The organism is Novosphingopyxis baekryungensis DSM 16222 (assembly GCF_000420305.1).
Taxonomy (GTDB): Bacteria; Pseudomonadota; Alphaproteobacteria; order Sphingomonadales; family Sphingomonadaceae; genus Novosphingopyxis; species Novosphingopyxis baekryungensis.
This window is the reverse complement of sequence record NZ_ATUR01000008.1, coordinates 112826-131521: the sequence shown is the minus strand read 5'-3', so window position 1 is coordinate 131521 and position 18696 is coordinate 112826. Positions and strand designations below refer to the sequence as shown.

17 protein-coding genes are annotated in these 18696 nt (G+C 64.9%); 10 read left to right on the top strand and 7 right to left on the bottom strand.

Annotated features, from left to right (window positions below):
* Positions 1-27 precede the first annotated feature (27 nt).
* Entirely contained in the window at positions 28-903 is an 876-nt protein-coding gene (gene mmsB, locus G410_RS0113620; RefSeq protein ID WP_022674221.1) for a 3-hydroxyisobutyrate dehydrogenase, read from the top strand.
* A 21-nt stretch (positions 904-924) separates the two neighbouring features.
* Here the strand turns inward: mmsB and G410_RS16885 are convergent, their stop codons facing one another.
* The gene (locus G410_RS16885) at positions 925-1719 is read right to left on the bottom strand and encodes an EAL domain-containing protein (protein ID WP_022674220.1); all 795 of its coding nucleotides are present in this window, start codon (positions 1717-1719) and stop codon (positions 925-927) included.
* A gap of 68 nt (positions 1720-1787) precedes the next feature.
* The gene (locus G410_RS0113610; protein ID WP_022674219.1) at positions 1788-3860 is read right to left on the bottom strand and encodes an NAD(+) synthase; all 2073 of its coding nucleotides are present in this window, start codon (positions 3858-3860) and stop codon (positions 1788-1790) included.
* 199 nt (positions 3861-4059) lie between these two features.
* Between G410_RS0113610 and G410_RS0113605 the strand changes: the two genes are divergently transcribed.
* Both G410_RS0113605 and G410_RS0113600 read left to right on the top strand, forming a co-directional pair.
* Positions 4060-4827 carry a siderophore-interacting protein gene (locus G410_RS0113605; RefSeq protein WP_028971481.1) on the top strand — a complete coding sequence of 256 codons (768 nt, stop codon included), beginning with the start codon at positions 4060-4062 and terminating at the stop codon, positions 4825-4827.
* Between the two features lie 144 nt (positions 4828-4971).
* Positions 4972-5589 carry a LuxR C-terminal-related transcriptional regulator gene (locus tag G410_RS0113600; RefSeq protein ID WP_022674216.1) on the top strand — a complete coding sequence of 206 codons (618 nt, stop codon included), beginning with the start codon at positions 4972-4974 and terminating at the stop codon, positions 5587-5589.
* 225 nt (positions 5590-5814) lie between these two features.
* On the opposite strand, the gene G410_RS0113590 is transcribed toward G410_RS0113600, so the two are convergent.
* The 5 genes from G410_RS0113590 to acnA form a co-directional block, all read right to left on the bottom strand.
* Positions 5815-6717 (bottom strand): Brp/Blh family beta-carotene 15,15'-dioxygenase, encoded by a 903-nt coding sequence (locus G410_RS0113590; RefSeq protein ID WP_162604100.1) that lies wholly within the window; start codon positions 6715-6717, stop codon positions 5815-5817.
* A gap of 95 nt (positions 6718-6812) precedes the next feature.
* Positions 6813-7661: a bacteriorhodopsin-like gene (locus tag G410_RS16880; protein ID WP_022674213.1), complete on the bottom strand. Its 849-nt coding sequence runs from the start codon at positions 7659-7661 to the stop codon at positions 6813-6815.
* A gap of 232 nt (positions 7662-7893) precedes the next feature.
* The gene (locus G410_RS0113580) at positions 7894-9387 is read right to left on the bottom strand and encodes an ABC1 kinase family protein (protein ID WP_022674212.1); all 1494 of its coding nucleotides are present in this window, start codon (positions 9385-9387) and stop codon (positions 7894-7896) included.
* 118 nt (positions 9388-9505) lie between these two features.
* The gene (budC, locus tag G410_RS0113575) at positions 9506-10273 is read right to left on the bottom strand and encodes a meso-2,3-butanediol dehydrogenase (protein WP_022674211.1); all 768 of its coding nucleotides are present in this window, start codon (positions 10271-10273) and stop codon (positions 9506-9508) included.
* A gap of 153 nt (positions 10274-10426) precedes the next feature.
* A complete protein-coding gene (gene acnA / locus G410_RS0113570) occupies positions 10427-13099 on the bottom strand; it encodes an aconitate hydratase AcnA (RefSeq protein WP_028971477.1) in 2673 nt (890 codons plus the stop codon).
* Positions 13100-13537: 438 nt separating this feature from the next.
* Here acnA and G410_RS0113560 point away from each other — a divergent pair, with 438 nt between their 5' ends.
* The 7 genes from G410_RS0113560 (at position 13538) to G410_RS0113530 (ending at position 18680) form a co-directional block, all read left to right on the top strand.
* Positions 13538-14374 (top strand): TorF family putative porin, encoded by an 837-nt coding sequence (locus G410_RS0113560; RefSeq protein ID WP_033317697.1) that lies wholly within the window; start codon positions 13538-13540, stop codon positions 14372-14374.
* Between the two features lie 282 nt (positions 14375-14656).
* The gene (locus tag G410_RS0113555) at positions 14657-15553 is read left to right on the top strand and encodes a hypothetical protein (protein ID WP_156851966.1); all 897 of its coding nucleotides are present in this window, start codon (positions 14657-14659) and stop codon (positions 15551-15553) included.
* Positions 15554-15615: 62 nt separating this feature from the next.
* Positions 15616-15990, top strand: a complete 375-nt coding sequence (crcB, locus tag G410_RS0113550; RefSeq protein WP_022674207.1) for a fluoride efflux transporter CrcB — start codon at positions 15616-15618, stop codon at positions 15988-15990.
* The gene (locus G410_RS0113545) at positions 15984-17096 is read left to right on the top strand and encodes an RluA family pseudouridine synthase (protein WP_022674206.1); all 1113 of its coding nucleotides are present in this window, start codon (positions 15984-15986) and stop codon (positions 17094-17096) included. The genes crcB and G410_RS0113545 overlap by 7 nt, the downstream gene beginning before the upstream one ends.
* Positions 17093-17755 carry an HAD-IA family hydrolase gene (locus tag G410_RS0113540; protein ID WP_022674205.1) on the top strand — a complete coding sequence of 221 codons (663 nt, stop codon included), beginning with the start codon at positions 17093-17095 and terminating at the stop codon, positions 17753-17755. The genes G410_RS0113545 and G410_RS0113540 overlap by 4 nt, the downstream gene beginning before the upstream one ends.
* Positions 17752-17964: a hypothetical protein gene (locus G410_RS0113535; RefSeq protein ID WP_022674204.1), complete on the top strand. Its 213-nt coding sequence runs from the start codon at positions 17752-17754 to the stop codon at positions 17962-17964. The genes G410_RS0113540 and G410_RS0113535 overlap by 4 nt, the downstream gene beginning before the upstream one ends.
* Positions 17961-18680 (top strand): ATP12 family chaperone protein, encoded by a 720-nt coding sequence (locus tag G410_RS0113530; RefSeq protein ID WP_022674203.1) that lies wholly within the window; start codon positions 17961-17963, stop codon positions 18678-18680. The genes G410_RS0113535 and G410_RS0113530 overlap by 4 nt, the downstream gene beginning before the upstream one ends.
* Positions 18681-18696: the final 16 nt, after the last annotated feature.

The window sequence follows — 18696 nt, the reverse complement described above, 5'->3', positions numbered from 1 at the left end:
GGCAAACACGCAATGCAGGAGAGTAATATGACGGCCATCGCATTTATCGGGCTCGGCAATATGGGCGGCGGCATGGCCGCGAATCTCGCCAAGGCGGGGCACGCGGTCAAAGCGTTCGATCTGTCGCAGGACGCGCTGGACAAGGCGCGCGCGGCCGGGTGCGCCATCGCCGATAGTGCCACGGAGGCAGCCAAGGATGTCGAGGCCATCGTCACCATGCTGCCGGCAGGCAAGCATGTGCAGAGCGTCTATCAGGAAAGCCTGTTCGCCCATGCAAGAGACGGCACGCTGCTGATCGATTGTTCGACGATCGACGTGGCCACCGCCCGCGCCGTGGCGGAAGCGGCGGCGGAGAAGGGGCTGGTCGCGGTCGATGCGCCGGTGTCCGGCGGCATCGCGGCGGCGGAAGGCGGCACGCTCACGTTCATGGTCGGCGGGTCGGACGAGGGCTTTGCCCGCGCCGCGCCGATCCTTGAGGATATGGGCAAGGCGGTCATCCATGCCGGCACCAATGGCACGGGGCAGGCGGCCAAGATGTGCAACAACATGATCCTGGGCGCGACGATGGTGGCGACTTGCGAAGCCTTTGCCCTGGCCGAGAAGCTGGAGCTGGACGCGCAGAAATTCTACGATATCGCCTCGGTTAGTTCCGGGCAGAGCTGGTCGATGACCAGCTATTGCCCCGTGCCCGGCGTCGGCCCGCAAAGCCCGGCGGACAAGGGTTTCGAGGGCGGTTTTGCCGCAGGGTTGATGCTCAAGGATCTGCGCCTGGCCATGGATGCTGCCGAGAACGCGGGTGCCCATGTTCCGATGGGCGCAAAAGCGAGAGAATTGTACGAAGCCTTTGCCGGCGATGGCAAAAAACGGCTGGATTTCTCGGCGATTATCGAAACGCTGAAATAGCGGGTCGAGCGGACTGCGCTTTTAGCTCGCCAGGCGCAATTCGCGCAGTTCCGGCGGTGTCCATGCGAGCGGTGGCAGGCCCTGGAACATCGGCTTGGCCAGAAGATAGCCCTGGATCAGATCGATGCCGATGGCGCGCACCGCGTCATATTCGGCCTCGGTCTCGACGCCTTCGGCGATCACGATGATGCCCATGCGCTGGCACAGCGCCACCATGCTTTCCACGATCATGCGGCGCGGCAGCCGGGTGTCGATGTTGCGGATCAGCTCCATGTCCAGCTTGATGACGTCGGTCTGGAACTCGCTCAGCAGATTGAGCCCGGCATAGCCGGACCCGAAATCGTCCAGCGCGACCGTGAAGCCCATATTGCGATAGCTGTCGATGATGTTGCAGATATGCGCGCTGTCGCTCATCCGCTCATTTTCCGTCATTTCGAACATCAGCCGCTCGGGCGGAAAATCCTGCTCCGCGGCGGTGCGCAGCGTCAGCTGGATGCAGGCCTTGGGCGTATAGACCGCATTGGGCATGAAATTGATCGACAGCTTGGCCTCGCTGCGCAGGATGCCGGCGGCCACCGCCCCCTCGATGGCGGCCACGCGGCAGCGCTGATCGAAGGTATAGCGATTCTCCGGCGACACACGATCGAGAATGGACGCGGCCGACTCGCCATTGGGCCCCCGCACCAGCGCTTCGTAGGCCCAGGGAATCCCGGTGCGCATGTCGAAAATCGGCTGAAATGCCATGGCAATGTCGAAATCGAGGGCCTGGCCTTCGCGGCATGCAGTGCATTTGGACGGGATGAATTCGCTTACCATGCCAACCGGGATGACAGGAAAGCATTTACAAACCTTTTAAGGCCAACAGTGCTGGGCTGCGCGGCGTTTCAGGCGCGGTCCGGCACATTGGCGCGCAGTTCCGCCAGCCACACATCGGCGCTGGCATCGCTGGGCGCGCGCCAGTCTCCGCGCGGGCTGAGCGCGCCGCCCGCGCTTACCTTCGGCCCGTTGGGAATGGCGGAGCGCTTATACTGGCTGAACGCGAAGAAGCGCTGGCAGAAACGCTCCAGCCAGTGGCGGATCGTGGGCAGATCATAGGCGATGCGCTTGTCCTCCGGCACGCCGACCGGCCATGATCCGGCGGCGGCATCATGCCAGGCATGCCATGCCAGAAACGCCACCTTGCTGGGTTTCTGCCCATAGCGCACGATATGGTGCAGGAAGAAATCGTGCAGCGCATAGGGGCCGATCGCATCCTCGGTGCTCTGCACCTTGCCGTCTTCTCCGGCGGGTACGAGTTCGGGGGTGATCTCCGCACCCAGAATCGCTTCGAGCACCGTGTCGCAGGCGGCATCGAACTGATCGGTGCGCGCCGCCCATGCAATGAGATACTGGATCAGCGTCTTGGGCACGCCGGTATTGACGGCATAATGGCTCATCTGGTCGCCCACGCCATAGGTGCACCAGCCAAGCGCCATTTCGCTAAGGTCTCCGGTGCCGACGACGAAGCCCTGACGCTGCCCGGCCAGCCGGAACAGATAATCGGTGCGCAGGCCTGCCTGCACATTCTCGAACGTCACGTCATAGACCGGTTCGCCGTCCGCGAACGGGTGGCCCATATCCTCCAGCATGCGCGTGGCGGCGGGGCGGATGTCGATCTCCTCCGCGGTGCAGCCGATCGCCTTCATCAGCTTCCACGCATTGGATTTGCTGGCGTCTCCGGTGGCGAAGCCGGGCATGGTGAAGCCGAGGATGGTCGATCGCGGCAGCCCCATCTTGTCGCACATCTTGGCCGCCACGATCAGCGCATGGGTGCTGTCCAGCCCGCCCGATATACCGATGATGAGATGCTTCGCGCCCGTCGCCTCGAACCGGCGGCGCAGGCCCTCCACCTGAATGCTGAACGCCTCATAGCAATCCTGATCGAGATGGCTCTGCCGGTTGGGCACGAAGGGGTAGCGGCGCACGGGGCGGATCAGGCCAACGTCCCTGCCATGCGGCTGATGATCGAAGCGCACGCGGCGGAAGCGCTGCACGGCGGCGGCGTCATGATCGGCGGCATCGCCATAGGTCTGCATGCGCATCCGCTCGGCCCGGATGCGCGCCACGTCGATATCGGCAATGCACAGTTCCGGCTCGATATCGAAGCGCTGCGATTCGGCCATCAGATCGCCCAGCTCATAGATCATGCCCTGTCCGTCCCAGGCCAGATCGGTGGTGCTCTCCCCGGGTCCGGACGCGGAATAGGCATAGGCGGCCACCGCGCGGGCCGATTGCGCGCGCGCCAGCACATGCCGTTCGTCCGATTTGCCGATGGTGATGTTGCTGGCCGACAGGTTGGTCAGGATGGTCGCCCCGGCCAGCGCGGCATGGCTGCTGGGCGGGATCGGCGCCCAATAATCCTCGCAGATTTCCATGTGGAAGCTGAAGCCGGCCATGTCATCGGCCTCGAACAGCAGATCGCTGCCGAAGGGCACCGTCTGCCCGGCGATCAGCAGCGCCTCGTTCGCCACACCGCGTCCGTTGGAGAACCAGCGCTTTTCATAATATTCGCGGTAATTGGGCAGGAAGCATTTGGGCGTCACGCCCAGCACCCGCCCGCGTGCGATGGCGAGCGCGCAGTTGTAGATGCGCCCGCGAAAGGCGATGGGCGCCCCGATCAGCAGCACGGGCGAGAGGTCCGCGCTGGCCTCCGCAATCTCGGCGATCGCGTTTTCCACCGCTTCCAGCATGGCCGTCTGCAGATGCAGATCGTCGATGGCATAGGCGCTCAGGCACAGTTCGGGATAGACCAGCAGATCGACCGATGCCGCATCCGCCGCGCGGGCCTGCGCCAAAATCGCGTCGCGGTTGAACGCCACGTCCGCCGGGCGCACCGCCGGTGTGGCCGCCGCCACCCGGACGAAGCCATGATGGTGCAGGCTGTAGAAACGGGCGGCTGTATCGGGCTGTTCGGTCATGCCCGGGCTTGTACCGCACCGCTGCGGTGCAGACCATAAGCGATCGTCACATGGCGCATGCGCGCGGGCGGTGGCAGCCTTGTCTTAGACGATCTGCAAGTGCGCTTCGTACCTTTGCAAGACGGGTGAAGGCCGGCCATCTTGTGATCCGACGCACCGATCCATACACTAATGATAATCATTCGCGAATAGGATCATCATGGCCTCCAGACCCCCGCCACCCATTTTGCAGCTCAAGGCCAGACGCCAATTATCGCCGAACATGCTGCGCCTGACGCTCGGTGGCAGCGGCATGGCAGACTTTCCCGGCGACCAGGCGGGCGGCTATGTCAAATTGCGGCTCGATGATGGCACGCAAGGTCACAAGCCGGTGCTGCGCACCTACACCATCCGCGCGCAGCGCCCGGACGCGATCGATATCGATTTCGTGGTGCATCGGACGCCGACAGGGGAGGTTGGCCCAGCCACCGAATGGGCGCTTGGCGCCGCTGTGGGGGATGGCCTCCCGGTCGGCGGCCCCGGCCCGGCCAAGCCGCTGCCGCCCGGCCATGACTTCTACATTATTGCGGGCGACATGACCGCGCTGCCGGCGATCGGCGTCAATCTGGAAGCGCTTGACCGATCCGCCAGGGGCATGGCCTTTATCGAAATTCAGGACCCGGCGGACGCGCAGGAGATAGCCGCGCCGCCCGGCATGGACATCCACTGGCTGTGCAACCGCAGCCCGGGCACGCAGCCCGATCTGCTGGTCGATGCGCTCCGCCGTGCCGACTGGCCTGCCGATCGCAGCTATGGCTGGGCCGCCTGCGAATTCCAGTCGATGCGGCGCCTGCGCGAATATCTGCGCGGCGCATTGGGCATGACGTCCGACCGATTATATATCTCCAGCTACTGGAAATCCGGGCTGGACGAGGAAGCGCACAAGCAGATCAAGCGCGAGGACGCCGAGCATGACGCAAGAGTATAGATGCTATTGGGCGGGGCGCAGACTGCCCGTGCCGATCCTGACGAAAGCAAAGTTCGGCGCATTCAGCCATATCTTGTCCCATTATAATTAATCTATCCGAGCTTTCTGTGCTAATCTTCCCATGCAGACCACAGGAAGGCGCACATGAACGGGGCGGGGCGACAGGACGATCATCCGGTAATCCGGTCGATACGCAACAGCCCGGTCGCCTCCGTGGTGAGCGACCCGTGGCAACCCGAAAATCCGATCATCGTCGCCAATGATGCATTCAGCGCCCTCACCGGCTACCGCCGGGACGAGATCGTCGGGCGGAACTGCAAGTTCCTGGCGGGCGAACATACCGAACCGTGGCTGACCCACCGGATCAAGGACAGCATCGCCCGTCATCAGCCCGTCCTGGTCGAAATCATGAACTACAAGCGCGACCGCACGCCTTTCCGCAATGCCGTGCTGGTCGTTCCGCTGTTCGACGAGCATGACCGGCTGCAGTATTTCCTGGGATCGCAGGTCGAATTGCCATTCGATGCCCTTGCCTGTTCGCAGACCCGGCACGAGCGGGCTGTGTCGATGGTGAAACGTCTGTCCCGGCGACAGCGCGAGATTCTGCAACTGGTCGCGGATGGCCGGCGGTCCAAACAGATCGCCTGGACGCTGCACCTCAGCGAGGAAACGGTGAAGATGCACCGTTCGCTGATGCTGGCCAAGCTGGACAGCGCGACCACGGCCGATGCCGTGCGCATCGCGGTGGAGGCCGGGCTGTAGCCGTCAGCGCAGGGCGACCACGGTCAGGATGACGATCAGGAAGAACAATATGGTTCGGCCCACCATTGGCACGCAACGCAAGCGGTCGTTCGGCATCTAACGCAGCGAGCCGAGCCGATCATCCTCGGGGTGTGCCATCTGCAGTTTTTCGGGAGAATTCCGGCCTTCTGCCGCTATTCGGGTCGGTTATGGATGTGCGTGGATAAGCGGCCTTCTGCGCCAGGATCATTCGGGGGTAGCGGAATGCCGGTGGGCGCGGCCGACCAGTCGGGCTGCAATCGCGGGGAACGCCATGTGCGGCACCGTCAGGATCGACAGCGTGGTAAAGGCGGCGACCACCGCACCCGCCGACAAAGCGGCGCGCGGCGCAAGCAGGAACAGCGCGGCGGCGATGCCCAGCCCGGCCAGGGTCAGGGCCATGGCGATGGCAAGCGAACGGCCCGGCAGGCTTGAGCGCCGCACGGTCGTGCGCCACGCCTCGCCCAAGTGCCGGGGCGAATGGTGACAGCAGAAGAAGATGGCGAACCCTGCCACCGGGGGCAGAATGACCATCGCCGTCAGCGCGGCGGCGGTGGCGATCGCCTGCGACCGCCGGCCCAGCATGAACAGCCGGACGATGCAGACCAGCGCCATGCACAGCGCAACGGGGGCCAATAGCAGCATGCCATCCGCGACCAGCGCCGCATCGGGATCGCCGCACAGATCGACGAACAGGGCGGCCAGCGCCGCATGGTGGCCCAGCGCCGGCGCGCAGAGCAGGGCGGCGGCTGTGCCCATCGGGACGGGCGCACTGATGCCTTCCCAATCCTCAGCGAAATGGACGATGGCGGTCAGCAGAAATACAACCAAGGCGACCACCGGAGCCACCCACCACAAGAACAGCATGGCCCCGGCAAGACCGAGATAGACGGCCAGCATGGTCCGCATCGGCAATATGCCCCGTGCGTGCTGGCCGGAGATGAGTTCGATATCGAGCGCCCCGTGCGGCAGTCCGGCCACCAGCAGCAAGGCGCAGGCGATCGCCGTGGCCGATCCGCCATCGAGCGGTAGGCCCATCCCCTGCGCCGCGATCAGCCCGCCGGTGATCAGCGCGAGCGCCGTGCCGTGGCCGCGGCGGATTGCGCTCAACGTTGGAAATCGAAAGGGGGCAAGCGGAAAGGGGAGCGACCGCATAGCGGCCACTCCCCCTCGATACAGCATGGTATCGGCCATGCCGCTTTGCCTCAGTTATGCGTGTCGGGCTGGCCAGCCGCTGGGGACGCCACGTGGGATGCCGCTGGCGATCCATCGGCGGGCAATCCTGGCGCACCGGCAAGCACGCCATTCTCATAGCCTTCGGCTGCCGATTTGCGGACCGCGATCATGAACACCAGCACGCCCACGCCGGCCTTCGCGATCAGATCGGCGATCGTGTAGCCGATCTGCAGCCCCGTCTCGACCGAGGAACCGGAGAAGGAGGTGAACGGCATCATATAGACGATGGGGTAGAAGCCCCATGATGCGAAGGTCAGCCAGCGGGCCCGATTGACCAGCACGCGGGCGCCTTCGGGCTGACGCTGGATGGCGGCACCCAGACCGACAAACAGTTCGTACACGATATAGGCGAACGGGATGGAGGAAATGGCACCCCAGATGGCGCGTGTCGTGTTGTCGGTCGCGATTTCGCCCGGATAGCCGAGGATGATCATGAGCGCGGCTGCGAAGCCAAGCCGGGTGGCCTTGCTGGCCGTCTCGGAGGAGGACAGACGCATGACCAGCACCAGCTCGATCAGAAGCAGTGGCACGGTCAGCAGCCAGTCGACATAGCGATAGGCATCGTTGAACAGCAGGCCGGTTGCCGTGACAACACCGTCGCGGACAGAAAACGCTGCCGACCAGCTCTCGAATATACGGAAATAATGGTAGGCCGCGATGGCGGTGACGAGGCCTGAAACCGTCAGTGCCGTGCGGTATGCGGGGGCCACTTGCGAGCGGCTGAGCCAGAGAAACAGGGTGGCTGCGGCCATCGTGGCCAGCGTGAATGAAAATGCGTTGTAGACGAAGAAATATTGTGCGGCGGTCAAGGTTTCCATAACGAACTCTCCTATCGGGAAGAGCATCGGCTTAGCTGTTGGGTGACACAATACCCCCTTTTGGGGGTAGTCTTTCCGCTCTTAATTACAGGAATGCCATTTTCCTTGACCGTCCGGCACGCCTTCGACCGAAAAAGACGCAACAAGGTCAGCATATTAGGGAGCAAATCCTTGCCTGCCTGTTCCAGCTATCTGTCATTTAGGCTAAGCCATTACAGAGCCCGCTGCGGGATCAGCCGACGACCTGGCTGAGCGCGAGGACGAGCAGCGCCCCTGTAATGAGCCAGCCGGCCCGCATGATCGCCGGTGCAAGCGGCGGCGGGGGTTCGGCTGGCTGGCGGTCGATCCAGGCCGATGCGCTGCGGATCAGATGCGGGGCATCCGCCACGATCCGCGACAGTTCGAGCAGCAGCGCCTCGGCGCGCTCGGGTTTCAACAGGGCAGACAGCCGCGCTCCGGCGATCTTCGCCTGCGCCGCCTCCAGCGCCTGGGACAGATCGAAACCGGGGCTGATCTGGGCCAGCACGCCGTCCATCGTGACCATCGCCTTGAAAATCAGCAGCAGATCGGGTGGCAGCACCATGCCCTCGCTGCGCAAGAGCGGGAAGAAATCGGCGATCAGCGCGTTGATGACCAGCGGCCCGCTGCCATGGCGCGCGACCATGCGCTCCGCTGCGTGCACAACGCGCTCGCGCGGCACCGCGACACGGCCCGACCAGACCGCCAGCATATCGGCCACCGCTTGCGGGTCGCCGCCGCGCAGGCCAAGAACGAAGGTCAGAAATTCATGCTGGCGGCGCGGGCTGATGATGCCGATCGAGCCGAGATCGAGCAGCGCCAGCCGGTTGCCCGGCAGGCACAGCAGATTGCCGGGATGCGGATCGCCGTGAAAGCGGCCGTTGACCAGCACCATGTCCAGCACTGTCTCCGCCCCCAGATCGGCCATGCGGTCCGGATCGATGCCGGCTTGGCGCAGACTTTCGGGATCGCGCGGGGCGATCCCGTCGATATAGTCCATCACCAGCAGGTCTTCGCTGGTCCATTGCCAATGGATGCCCGGCAGCAGCACCGCGTCCTGATCGGCGAAATTGGCGCGCAGAAGATCCGCATTGCGGCCTTCCCGCGTAAAATCCAGTTCGTCCAGCAGATCGCGGGTCAGCTGATCGACCATCGCCACGGGGTCGAACCGGCGCAGTTCGGCGCTGGTTTTCTGGGCCAGCCCGATCGCCTGCCGGATCAGGCGGAGATCGGCTTCGATGATGGCGCGAATGCCGGGGCGGCGGATCTTGAGCACCACCTGCTGCCCGTCATGCAGCTCGGCCCGGTGAACCTGTGCCATGGATGCGGCGGCCAGCGGCTCCCGGTCGAACCGTGCAAAGGCGGTCTCCACCGGTTCGCCCAGGCTGGCCTCGACCTGTGCCTGCAGCTGCTCGAACGGAATTCTGGTGGCGCCGCTTTGCAGTTCTTCCAGCGCGGCGGTCCAGCGATCGTCCAGCAGATCGCGGCGCGTCGCCAGAATCTGGCCCAGTTTGATATAGGTCGGGCCAAGCGTCTCGAGCGCCTGGCGGGTCCGGGTCGGCAGATCGGGCGGGTCCTGCCCGACTTTCGCGTCCGCCAGGCCGAAGCGCGCCATCAGCCCGTCCACCCCGAACCGCCGGGCAACCGACAGAACCTCCGCCAGACGGGCACGGTCGCGCGCCGAAATCAGGAAACCGGGGATGGACATAAAAAGTCTCGGCGTGGGAAAAACGGTCCGCCGATCTGGCGGCAATCAGCGCCGAAGTCCAAGGGAATTCGGACGCTTTGCCGCCTTATGGGGCGCACCGCTGCGATGCGCCTGCGCCCTACAGCGCTGGCTGCCCGTTGGAGGCGGAGAGGCCGCCGTCGACGGGCAGGTTCACGCCATTGACGAAGACCGCGTCCTTGCTCGCCAGAAAGGCGATGACGGCGGCGATTTCTTCCGGGTTCGCGCCGCGGCCGGTGGGGATGCGTTGCTGGAATTTGGCGATGGTGTCGTCCGACATGCCTTCGGTCATGCCGGTCTTGGTCATGCTGGGGCACACCGCGTTGATCCGTACGCCTTCGCCTGCATGATCCAGCGCCATGGCGCGCACCATGTTGGTCACCGCGCCCTTGGAGGCGTTATAGCCGACGAAGTTCCAGTCGCCGCCGAGGCCGGAGACCGAACTGGTCATGACGATCGCGCCCTTGCGCTCCCGGATTTTCGCGATCGCGGCCTTGGCCATCAGGAAATAGCCGGTGACGTTGACCGCCATCTGCCGGTTCCAGTCTTCTAGGCTCAGCTCCTCGATGGTACCGCCTTTGCCCATGCCGGCATTGTTGATCAGGATATCGAGCCCGCCGAAGCGCTCCACCGCTGCGGCTACGACCTTGGCGGCCAGATCCGGTTCGGCGACATCGCCGTCCATCAGCTGCAGGCGGTCCATGTCCTGATCGGCAAACGCCTTTTCCAGCTTCTCCCGATGATGGCCGAGCGCGGTCACCTGCGCTCCTTCGCTCAGAAAGCGCTCCACCGTGGCCTTGCCGATGCCGGAGGCGGCGCCGGTGACGATGATGCTCATGCCGCCAAAGCGGTTCAGATGGCTTTCCATGTCGGGATATCCTTGCTCGTTTTTCCAGGCTTTTGCGGACAACGGCATGGCCTGCGCTTCGTTGCCCGCAGGCAGAAAAAAGGGGCCGGACCATCGCTGGTCCAGCCCCCGAACAGGATGCGTTGCAGCCCCGAAAGGCTGCCTGGCTGACGCTTATTCCGCTGCCAGATTGCGCAGAACATAATGGAGGATGCCGCCATTGCGGTAATATTCCATCTCGTTCGCGGTATCGATGCGGCACAGCGCCTGGAAGGTTTCGACATCGCCATTGGCGCGCGTCATCTCGACTTCGACCATCTGGCGCGGATTGAGACCGGCAAGACCCTTGATCGAGAAGGTCTCATCGCCCGTCATGCCGTGCGTTTCGCGGCTCTCACCCTCGGCGAACTGCAGCGGCAGCACGCCCATGCCGACCAGATTGGAGCGGTGGATCCGCTCATAGCTTTCCACGATCACGGCCTTGACGCCCAGAAGGATGGTGCCCTTGGCCGCCCAGTCGCGGCTGGAGCCGGTGCCATATTCCTTGCCGCCGACCACGACGAGCGGCGTGCCGTCCGCCTTGTGCTTCATGGCCGCATCATAGATCGCCATCTGCTCGCCCTGATAGGTGGTGTATCCACCCTCTACGCCGGGGACCATCTGGTTCTTGATGCGGATATTGGCAAAGGTGCCGCGCATCATCACTTCATGGTTGCCGCGGCGCGAACCGTAGCTGTTGAAGTCGGTCTTGCTGACCTGGTGATCGCGCAGATATTCGCCGGCCGGGCTGTCGACCTTGATCGCGCCGGCGGGGCTGATGTGATCGGTGGTGATGGAATCGCCGAACAGCGCCAGCACCTTGGCATCCTTGATGTCCTGGATCGCGTCCGGGGTCATGCCCATGCCCTCGAAATAGGGTGGGTTCTGGATGTAGGTGGAAGCGGCTGGCCAGTCATAGGTATCACCGCCGGTGATATCGATCTCGCGCCAGCGCTCATCGCCTTCATACACTTCGGCATAGCGGCTTGCGAACATCTCGGGGCCGACATGCAGCTTCACCATCTCGGCGATTTCGTCATTGCTCGGCCATACGTCGCGCAGGAACACGGGGCCATCGGTCCCGGTGCCGAGCGGCGTTTCATAGATATCCTCGCGGATCGTGCCCTTCAAAGCATAGGCGACCACGAGCGGCGGCGATGCCAGATAATTGGCCCGCACGTCCGGCGAAATGCGCCCTTCGAAGTTGCGGTTGCCCGACAGCACCGAGGTGGCGACCAGATCATTATCGTTGATCGCGCTGGAAATCTGCGGCTGCAGCGGGCCGCTATTGCCGATGCAGGTGGTGCAGCCATAGCCGACCAGGTTGAAGCCCATGAAGTTCAGATCATCCTGCAGGCCGCTGGCCACCAGATAATCGGTCACCACCTGGCTGCCCGGCGCGAGCGAGGTCTTCACCCAGGGGCGGCGTTCCAGACCGAGCGCGCGCGCCTTTTTGGCGACGAGACCGGCGGCGATGAGAATATTGGGGTTGGAGGTGTTGGTGCAGCTGGTGATCGCGGCGATGGCCACGTCGCCATCGGCAAACTCATAATCCTCGCCTTCCACCGCAACGCTCTCGCCCGCTTCGGGACGCGAGAACACGTCGACCATGTCCTTGGAGAACTGATCGTCCATCTTGTCGAGCCGCACCCGGTCCTGCGGGCGCTTGGGGCCGGCAAGCGAGGGAACGACTTCGCCGATGTCGAGCGATAGCGTGCTGGTGAACACCGGCTCGATGTCCGCGTCCAGCCACAGGCCCTGTTTCTTGGCATAGGCTTCGGTCACCGCGATCGTCTGCTCGTCGCGGCCGGTCAGGCGCATATAGTCGAGCGTCTTGTCGTCGATGGCGAAGAAGCCGCAAGTCGCGCCATATTCCGGCGCCATGTTGGCGATCGTCGCACGGTCGGCCAGCGTCAGCGCGCCCACGCCAGGGCCGTAGAACTCCACGAAGCGCCCGACCACGCCCTTGGCGCGCAGCATCTGCACCACGGTCAGCACCAGATCGGTCGCGGTGATGCCCTCGGCCAGCTTGCCGGTCAGGCGGAAACCGACCACTTCGGGGATCAGCATGGAAACGGGCTGGCCGAGCATGGCGGCCTCCGCCTCGATCCCGCCGACGCCCCAGCCGAGCACGCCCAGGCCGTTGATCATCGTGGTGTGGCTGTCCGTGCCCACCAGCGTATCGGGATAGACATAGGTCTTGCCGTCCTTGCCTTCACTCGTCCAGGCGCCCTTGCCGATATATTCCAGGTTCACCTGGTGGCAGATGCCCGTGCCCGGCGGCACCACCTGGAAATTGTCGAATGCGCGGCTGCCCCATTTCAGGAACTGGTAGCGTTCCAGATTGCGCTCATATTCGCGCGCCACATTGTCCTCGAACGCTTGCGGCGTGCCGAACTCGTCGACCATCACGGAGTGATCGATCACCAGATGCACGGGCACCTGCGGGTTGATCTTCTCCGCATCGCCGCCCAGCGCCTTGATGCCATCGCGCATCGCGGCCAGATCGACCACGGCCGGCACGCCGGTGAAATCCTGCATCAGCACGCGCGCGGGGCGATACTGGATCTCGTGATCGCTGCGCTGTTCCTTCTGCCAGTCGACCACCGCCTGCGCGTCTTCCTTGGAAACGGACGCGCCGCCATCCTCGAACCGCAGCATGTTTTCCAGCAGCACCTTCAAGGTGAAGGGCAGGCGGGATACATCGCCAAGGCCTGCTGCCTTCTCCAGCGAGAAGAAGCTGTATTCCTGACCGTTCACGGTCATCGTATCGCGGGTGTTCAGGCTGTCTTGGCCGATCTGGGTCATCTGTGGGAGGCTCCGGTTGATCATGTGAATGCGGGGCGACGGGCGCACCCTCTGCAAAGGCGCGCAAACCGCTACTCGTTACGGATCAAACGTGCAAGGTGGGCCAGAGTTGCGCGCCATGGGCCATGGCAGCGTACCAGATGCAGGAAATGATCGATCGGCCGACGGGCAGGGCCGGGTCCCATGCGGTGGAAACCGCGCCAGCCGCCGCCCGCACCATGGCCTGATGCGACCGGTACATAAGCACGCTGCACTGCAGCACTGTTGCCGCAGCGCAACAACTTATCTGTAATTTGCCCGGCGGAAGCTTTTATCGTTGCGTCTCTTCCATCGCTTCCGCAATAAAAGTGCTCGATAGCCATGATTGAAGCGCTTTTCCGCAACCGTTTCATTTTGCGTTGCAGCAAGATCAATCTCTCCTCGATCGAAAGGACTATGATGCACTCTCCCAAATATTTCGCCCTGGCCCTGGCGGCCACGGCCGCCGCGCCAGCCTTTGCGCAGGACACCGCGCCGCCGGACGAGATCACCGTATCGGGCGATGTGGCGCTGGTGAGCGACTATCGCTTTCGCGGCGTATCGCAGACGGACAAGGAAATCGCCATTCAGGGCGGCGCTTCCATCGCGCATAGCAGCGGCGTCTATAGCGGCTTTTGGGCCTCCAACCTGGCCGGCTGGGGCACCTTTGGCGGCTCCAACACCGAGCTGGATCTTTATGCCGGCTATGTTCTGCCGATCAGCGGCGGCGATATCGATGTGGGCGGCACCTGGTTCATGTATCCGGGCGGTTCGGACACCACCGATTTCGTGGAATTCTATGCCAAGCTGAACGGCACCATCGGGCCGGCAGCGCTCACCGCGGGTGTGGCCTATGCCCCGGCGCAGGAAGCGCTGGGCAATGTGTTCTTCACCGGCGCGGCATCGGCAGCAGGCATTGCGAACGATCCGGGCGACAAGGAAGACAATCTCTATCTGTTCGGCGATGGCAGCGTGGGCGTGCCCAACACGCCGATCACCTTCAACGCGCATATCGGCTATTCGGACGGCAACCCCGGCCTTGGCCCCAATGGCACCAGCATCGCGCCGACGGGCAGCTACTGGGACTGGTCGCTGGGTGCCGAAGCGGTGTACAAGGCGCTCACCTTTGGGGTGGCCTATGTCGATACCGACATCAGCCGCAGCGAATCCGCCTATCTGCTGCCCAATTTCCAGGAAACCAGCGGCGGCCGCATCGACGACGCCACCGTGGTCTTCTCGGTCAGCGCGGGCTTCTGATCTGACCCATCCCTAGAGCGCCGGCCTTGCTGGCCAGCGCAACGGACGGCCGTGGCACCATGTGCTGCGGCCGTTTTTCTGTGCGAAGGGCTGGGCGTGGCGGCCTGCGTGCATAGGTTTCTGTGCGAAGCGGCGTGCACCCTGGCGTTGCACTCTGCGCCCGATGCTGCGCGGCGCTACGCCCATTGCAGGTCAGGAGCGGGAAAGTCTTCTGCCCCCTGTCCTACATGCGCCAACTTCTCTACGTCTGTGGCTCGTTCGTGCGTGAGGGACCGATTGGACATGCCTGCTCATCACCATGTGGCTTTTTGCGTTTCCGGGGCCGCAGGCCGCCGTGCCCGGCACATCCCCCTTGCGGAATTTCCCGCTCTGGACAGTGTGACCTGTGTGAACCTGGATCGGCCAGGCCCCACGCTTCTGGGCATCGCGGCGCGGTGGATGGCCGCGCTGGGTCTGCCGCTGGCGCTTGCGGCGTGCGGAGACCGGGCGACCAAGGAGCAGCAGGGGGATGCGCTCGATGCGCAGCTGTCCGGCGCTGCGAACGATCCCGCGCTCAATGCGGCGCTGAACGGCCGCATCCTGGTCGATCCCGATCTCGGCGCGCAGGCCAATCGCAACGCCCTGCGCGCGCCGCCCGATGCCGGCAGCGGCATGGTGCCGCCGGACGATGGCTATGAGGGCGACGAGGTGACCGCCGCGGATCTGGGCGGGCAGCCGCTGATGACCGCGCCCAAGGCGCGCGCGGTGGCGGACGCGGACTGCGCGGATTGCCGCGCGGCCCCGGCGCGCACGCTGGGCGAACTGGCCCAACGGCAGGCCCTGGGCAGCTGCACCGCGCGGCTGCGCTATGATGCGGGCTGGGCGGATCGCATGCCTGCTGCCTTCCCACTCTATCCCAAGGCCCGGCTGCGCGAAGCGGCGGGCGCGGATGGCATGGGCGCGGACGGCACGGCATGCAGCCTGCGCGTGGCCAGCTTCCGCAGCGCCAATCCGATGCCCGATCTGATCGATTACTACTACAGCCGCGCCCGGCGCGCGGGCTACACTGCGCAGCATGTGGCCCATGATGGCGATCACATGCTGCGCGGCGCGCGCGGGCCGCTGGCCTATCATATCCGCTTCACCCCGCGCGCAGACGGCGGCACCGCGGTGGAGCTGCTGGCCGATGGCGGGCGCTGATCGGGCAGGGGGCCAGCGCGCCGCTTGCTAAGCAGGGGGCGCAGCGCGTACAGCGCGGCCCCATGAACATGCTCCTCGTCATGGCGGGCGGCGCGATTGGCGCTGGCCTGCGCTATCAGCTCGGGCGATTGGCCCTTCGGCTTGCCGGTCCGGACTGGCCCTGGGGCACCTTCGCGGCCAATGTGCTGGGCGGGCTTGCCATGGGCGTGCTGGTCGGCATGCTGGCGCGGATCGATGCCGCAGAGGGCGTGCGGCTGCTGCTGGGCATAGGCCTGCTGGGCGGGTTCACCACCTTCTCCAGCTTCAGCCTGGAAGTGGTGACGATGATCGAGCGCGGCGCGCTGATCGGGGCGGCGGGCTATGCACTGGCATCGGTGCTGCTCGCGGTCGCGGCGCTGTTCGGCGGGCTGGCGCTGGTAAGGAATGTGGCATGGTAGAACAGGCATCCGAAGACGTACGTACCTTCACCATCGCGCCGGACGATGACGGCATCCGGCTGGACCGTTGGTTCAAGCGGCACATGCCGGACATCCCCTTCGGCCTGGTCTCGCGCTGGGTGCGCACGGGGCAGGTGCGCGTCGATGGCGGGCGCGCCAAGGTGGGCGATCACATCGCGCAGGGGCAGGAACTGCGCGTGCCACCCGCCGAGCCGCCAAGCGATGCGCCCGTTCGCCGCGGGCGCGAACCGCTGAGCCCCGAAGAGGCCGACTTTGCCCGCGACATGGTGATCTTCGAGGATGAGCATGCCTTCGTCGTCAACAAGCCGCCGGGCCTGGCCACGCAGGGCGGCACCAAGACCACGCGGCATCTGGACGGCATGCTCGATGCGCTGGTGGCAGAGGGCAGCGATCAGCGGCCCCGGCTGGTGCACCGGCTGGACAAGGACACCTCCGGCGCCGTGCTGCTGGCGCGGACGCCCGGCAGCGCGGCCTATTTCAGCAAGCATTTCGCCACCCGCAAGGCCCGCAAGATCTACTGGGCGCTGGTGATGGGCGTGCCGGACATATCGGACGGCATCATCGAACTGCCGCTGGCCAAACAGCCCGGCACCGGCGGTGAGAAGATGCATGTCGATGAGGAGAACGGCCAGCCGTCCAAGACGCGCTACCGGGTGATCGAGCGGGCGGGCAACCGCGCTGCCTGGGTCGAGCTGCAGCCTTATACCGGGCGCACCCATCAGTTGCGCGTGCACATGGCCGCGATCGGCCACCCCATTGTCGGGGATGGCAAATATGGCAGCAAGGAAGCGTTCCTGACCGGATCGATCAGCCGCAAGATGCATCTGCATGCGCGCCGCCTGAAGATCGGCGGGCCGAAAGGCTCCAAGATCGACGTGCTGGCCGAGCTGCCGGAGCATTTCGCGGAGTCGATGGAGCAGCTCGGTTTTGATCAGGCGCTCGGCGATCTGCCGTTCGACGATGGCCCGCCCGAAGCGCCGCCCGAGGTGAAAAAGCAGAAGGCCCGCCAGCACGCCAAGCAGATCCGCAAGGAACGGCGCGGCGAGCGGCGCGAGCGGGGCAGCTCACGCAACGCGCGCAAATGAGCAACCGTCTGGCCCTGTTCGATTGCGATGGCACGCTGATCGATGGGCAGGCCGCGATCTGCGTGTCGATGGAAGAGGCGTTCCGCATGTCGGGACGCCCGGCCCCCGAACGGCCCGCCATCCGCCGGATCGTGGGGCTGAGCCTGTTCGAAGCCTTGCGGGTGCTGGCGCCGGGCAGCAGCGAGGCCGAGCAACTGGTGCTGGTCGACCATTATAAACAGGCCTTTCGCGGCCTGCGCAGCGACGGTCTGCTGGAAGAGCCGCTGTTCGATGGCATCCCGGCGCTTCTCGCCGCCCTGGATAAGGCCGGGTGGCTGCTCGGCGTGGCCACCGGCAAATCGGACCGGGGGCTGCACAGCGCGCTGGAAGCGCATGGGCTGCGCCACCTGTTCGTCACGCTGCAGACCGCCGACCGCCACCCCAGCAAACCGCATCCCGGCATGGCCGAAGCCGCGATGGCCGAGGCGGGGGCCACGCCCGAGACGACGGTGATGATCGGCGACACCAGTTACGATATCGGCATGGCCCGCAACGCCGGGACCAGCGCCATCGGCGTTGCCTGGGGCTATCACGGCGCGGACGAACTGCGGCAGGCCGGCGCGCATCAGATTGCGGCGCGGCCACAGGATATCCTGTCGATCTTGGAGGACATGGCATGAGCGACGATCCCGCGAAGACACGGTTCTTCATCATCTCGATAGCGCGCCTGCTGGGCGCAGTGACCGTGGTCTTCGGCTTGTTGATCTTCATCGATCTGATCGACGCGCCGAAGCCTGTCGGTGTGGCGCTGATCCTGCTGGGCTTTGCCGATTTCGTGTTCGTGCCGCGCTTTTTGAGCGCACAATGGCGCACGCCGGACGAGCCATGACCAAGCGGTTCTACAAGGATGTCGCGGCGGAGCGGCGGGCGGACGGCTATGCCATCCTGCTGGATGGGCGGGGCGTCAACACACCGGCACGCAAGCCGCTGCTGCTCCCGACGCAGGCCCTGGCCGATGCGGTGGCAGAGGAATGGCGCGTGCAGGGTGAGCGGATCGACCCCGGCTCCATGCGGCTGACCGGCCTTGCCAATGCGGCGATCGACCGGGTGGGTGCGGACCGCAGCGATTTCGAGCGGGAACTGGCCAATTTCGGCGACACCGATCTGCTCTACTATCGCGCGACCGATCCGGAGGAACTGGTGGCGCGCCAGGCCAGCGTCTGGGACCCGGTGCTCGATTGGGCGCGCCGCCGATTCGATATCGATTTCCATCTGGCGCAGGGCGTCATGCATGTCGATCAGCCCAGGCAGACGCTCGACCGGTTGAACGCAGCGTTGTCCGCGCGCGACGATCTGACGCTGGCGGCCTTTATGCGCACCGTGCCGCTCAGTGGATCGCTGGTGCTTATGCTGGCCGTGGATGAAGGCGCGGTCACGCCCGATGCGGCCTGGGAGGCGTCCATCCTCGATGAAATGTGGGAGGAGCAGCTTTGGGGCGAGGATGATCTCGCGATGGCGAACAGGGCTTTGCGCAAGGCCGATTATGACGCGGCGTGGCATTTTCGCTGGCTGTCCGAGGCGGCGGACGCGCGGCCCGAACGTTGACAGCCCCGTAAAAGCG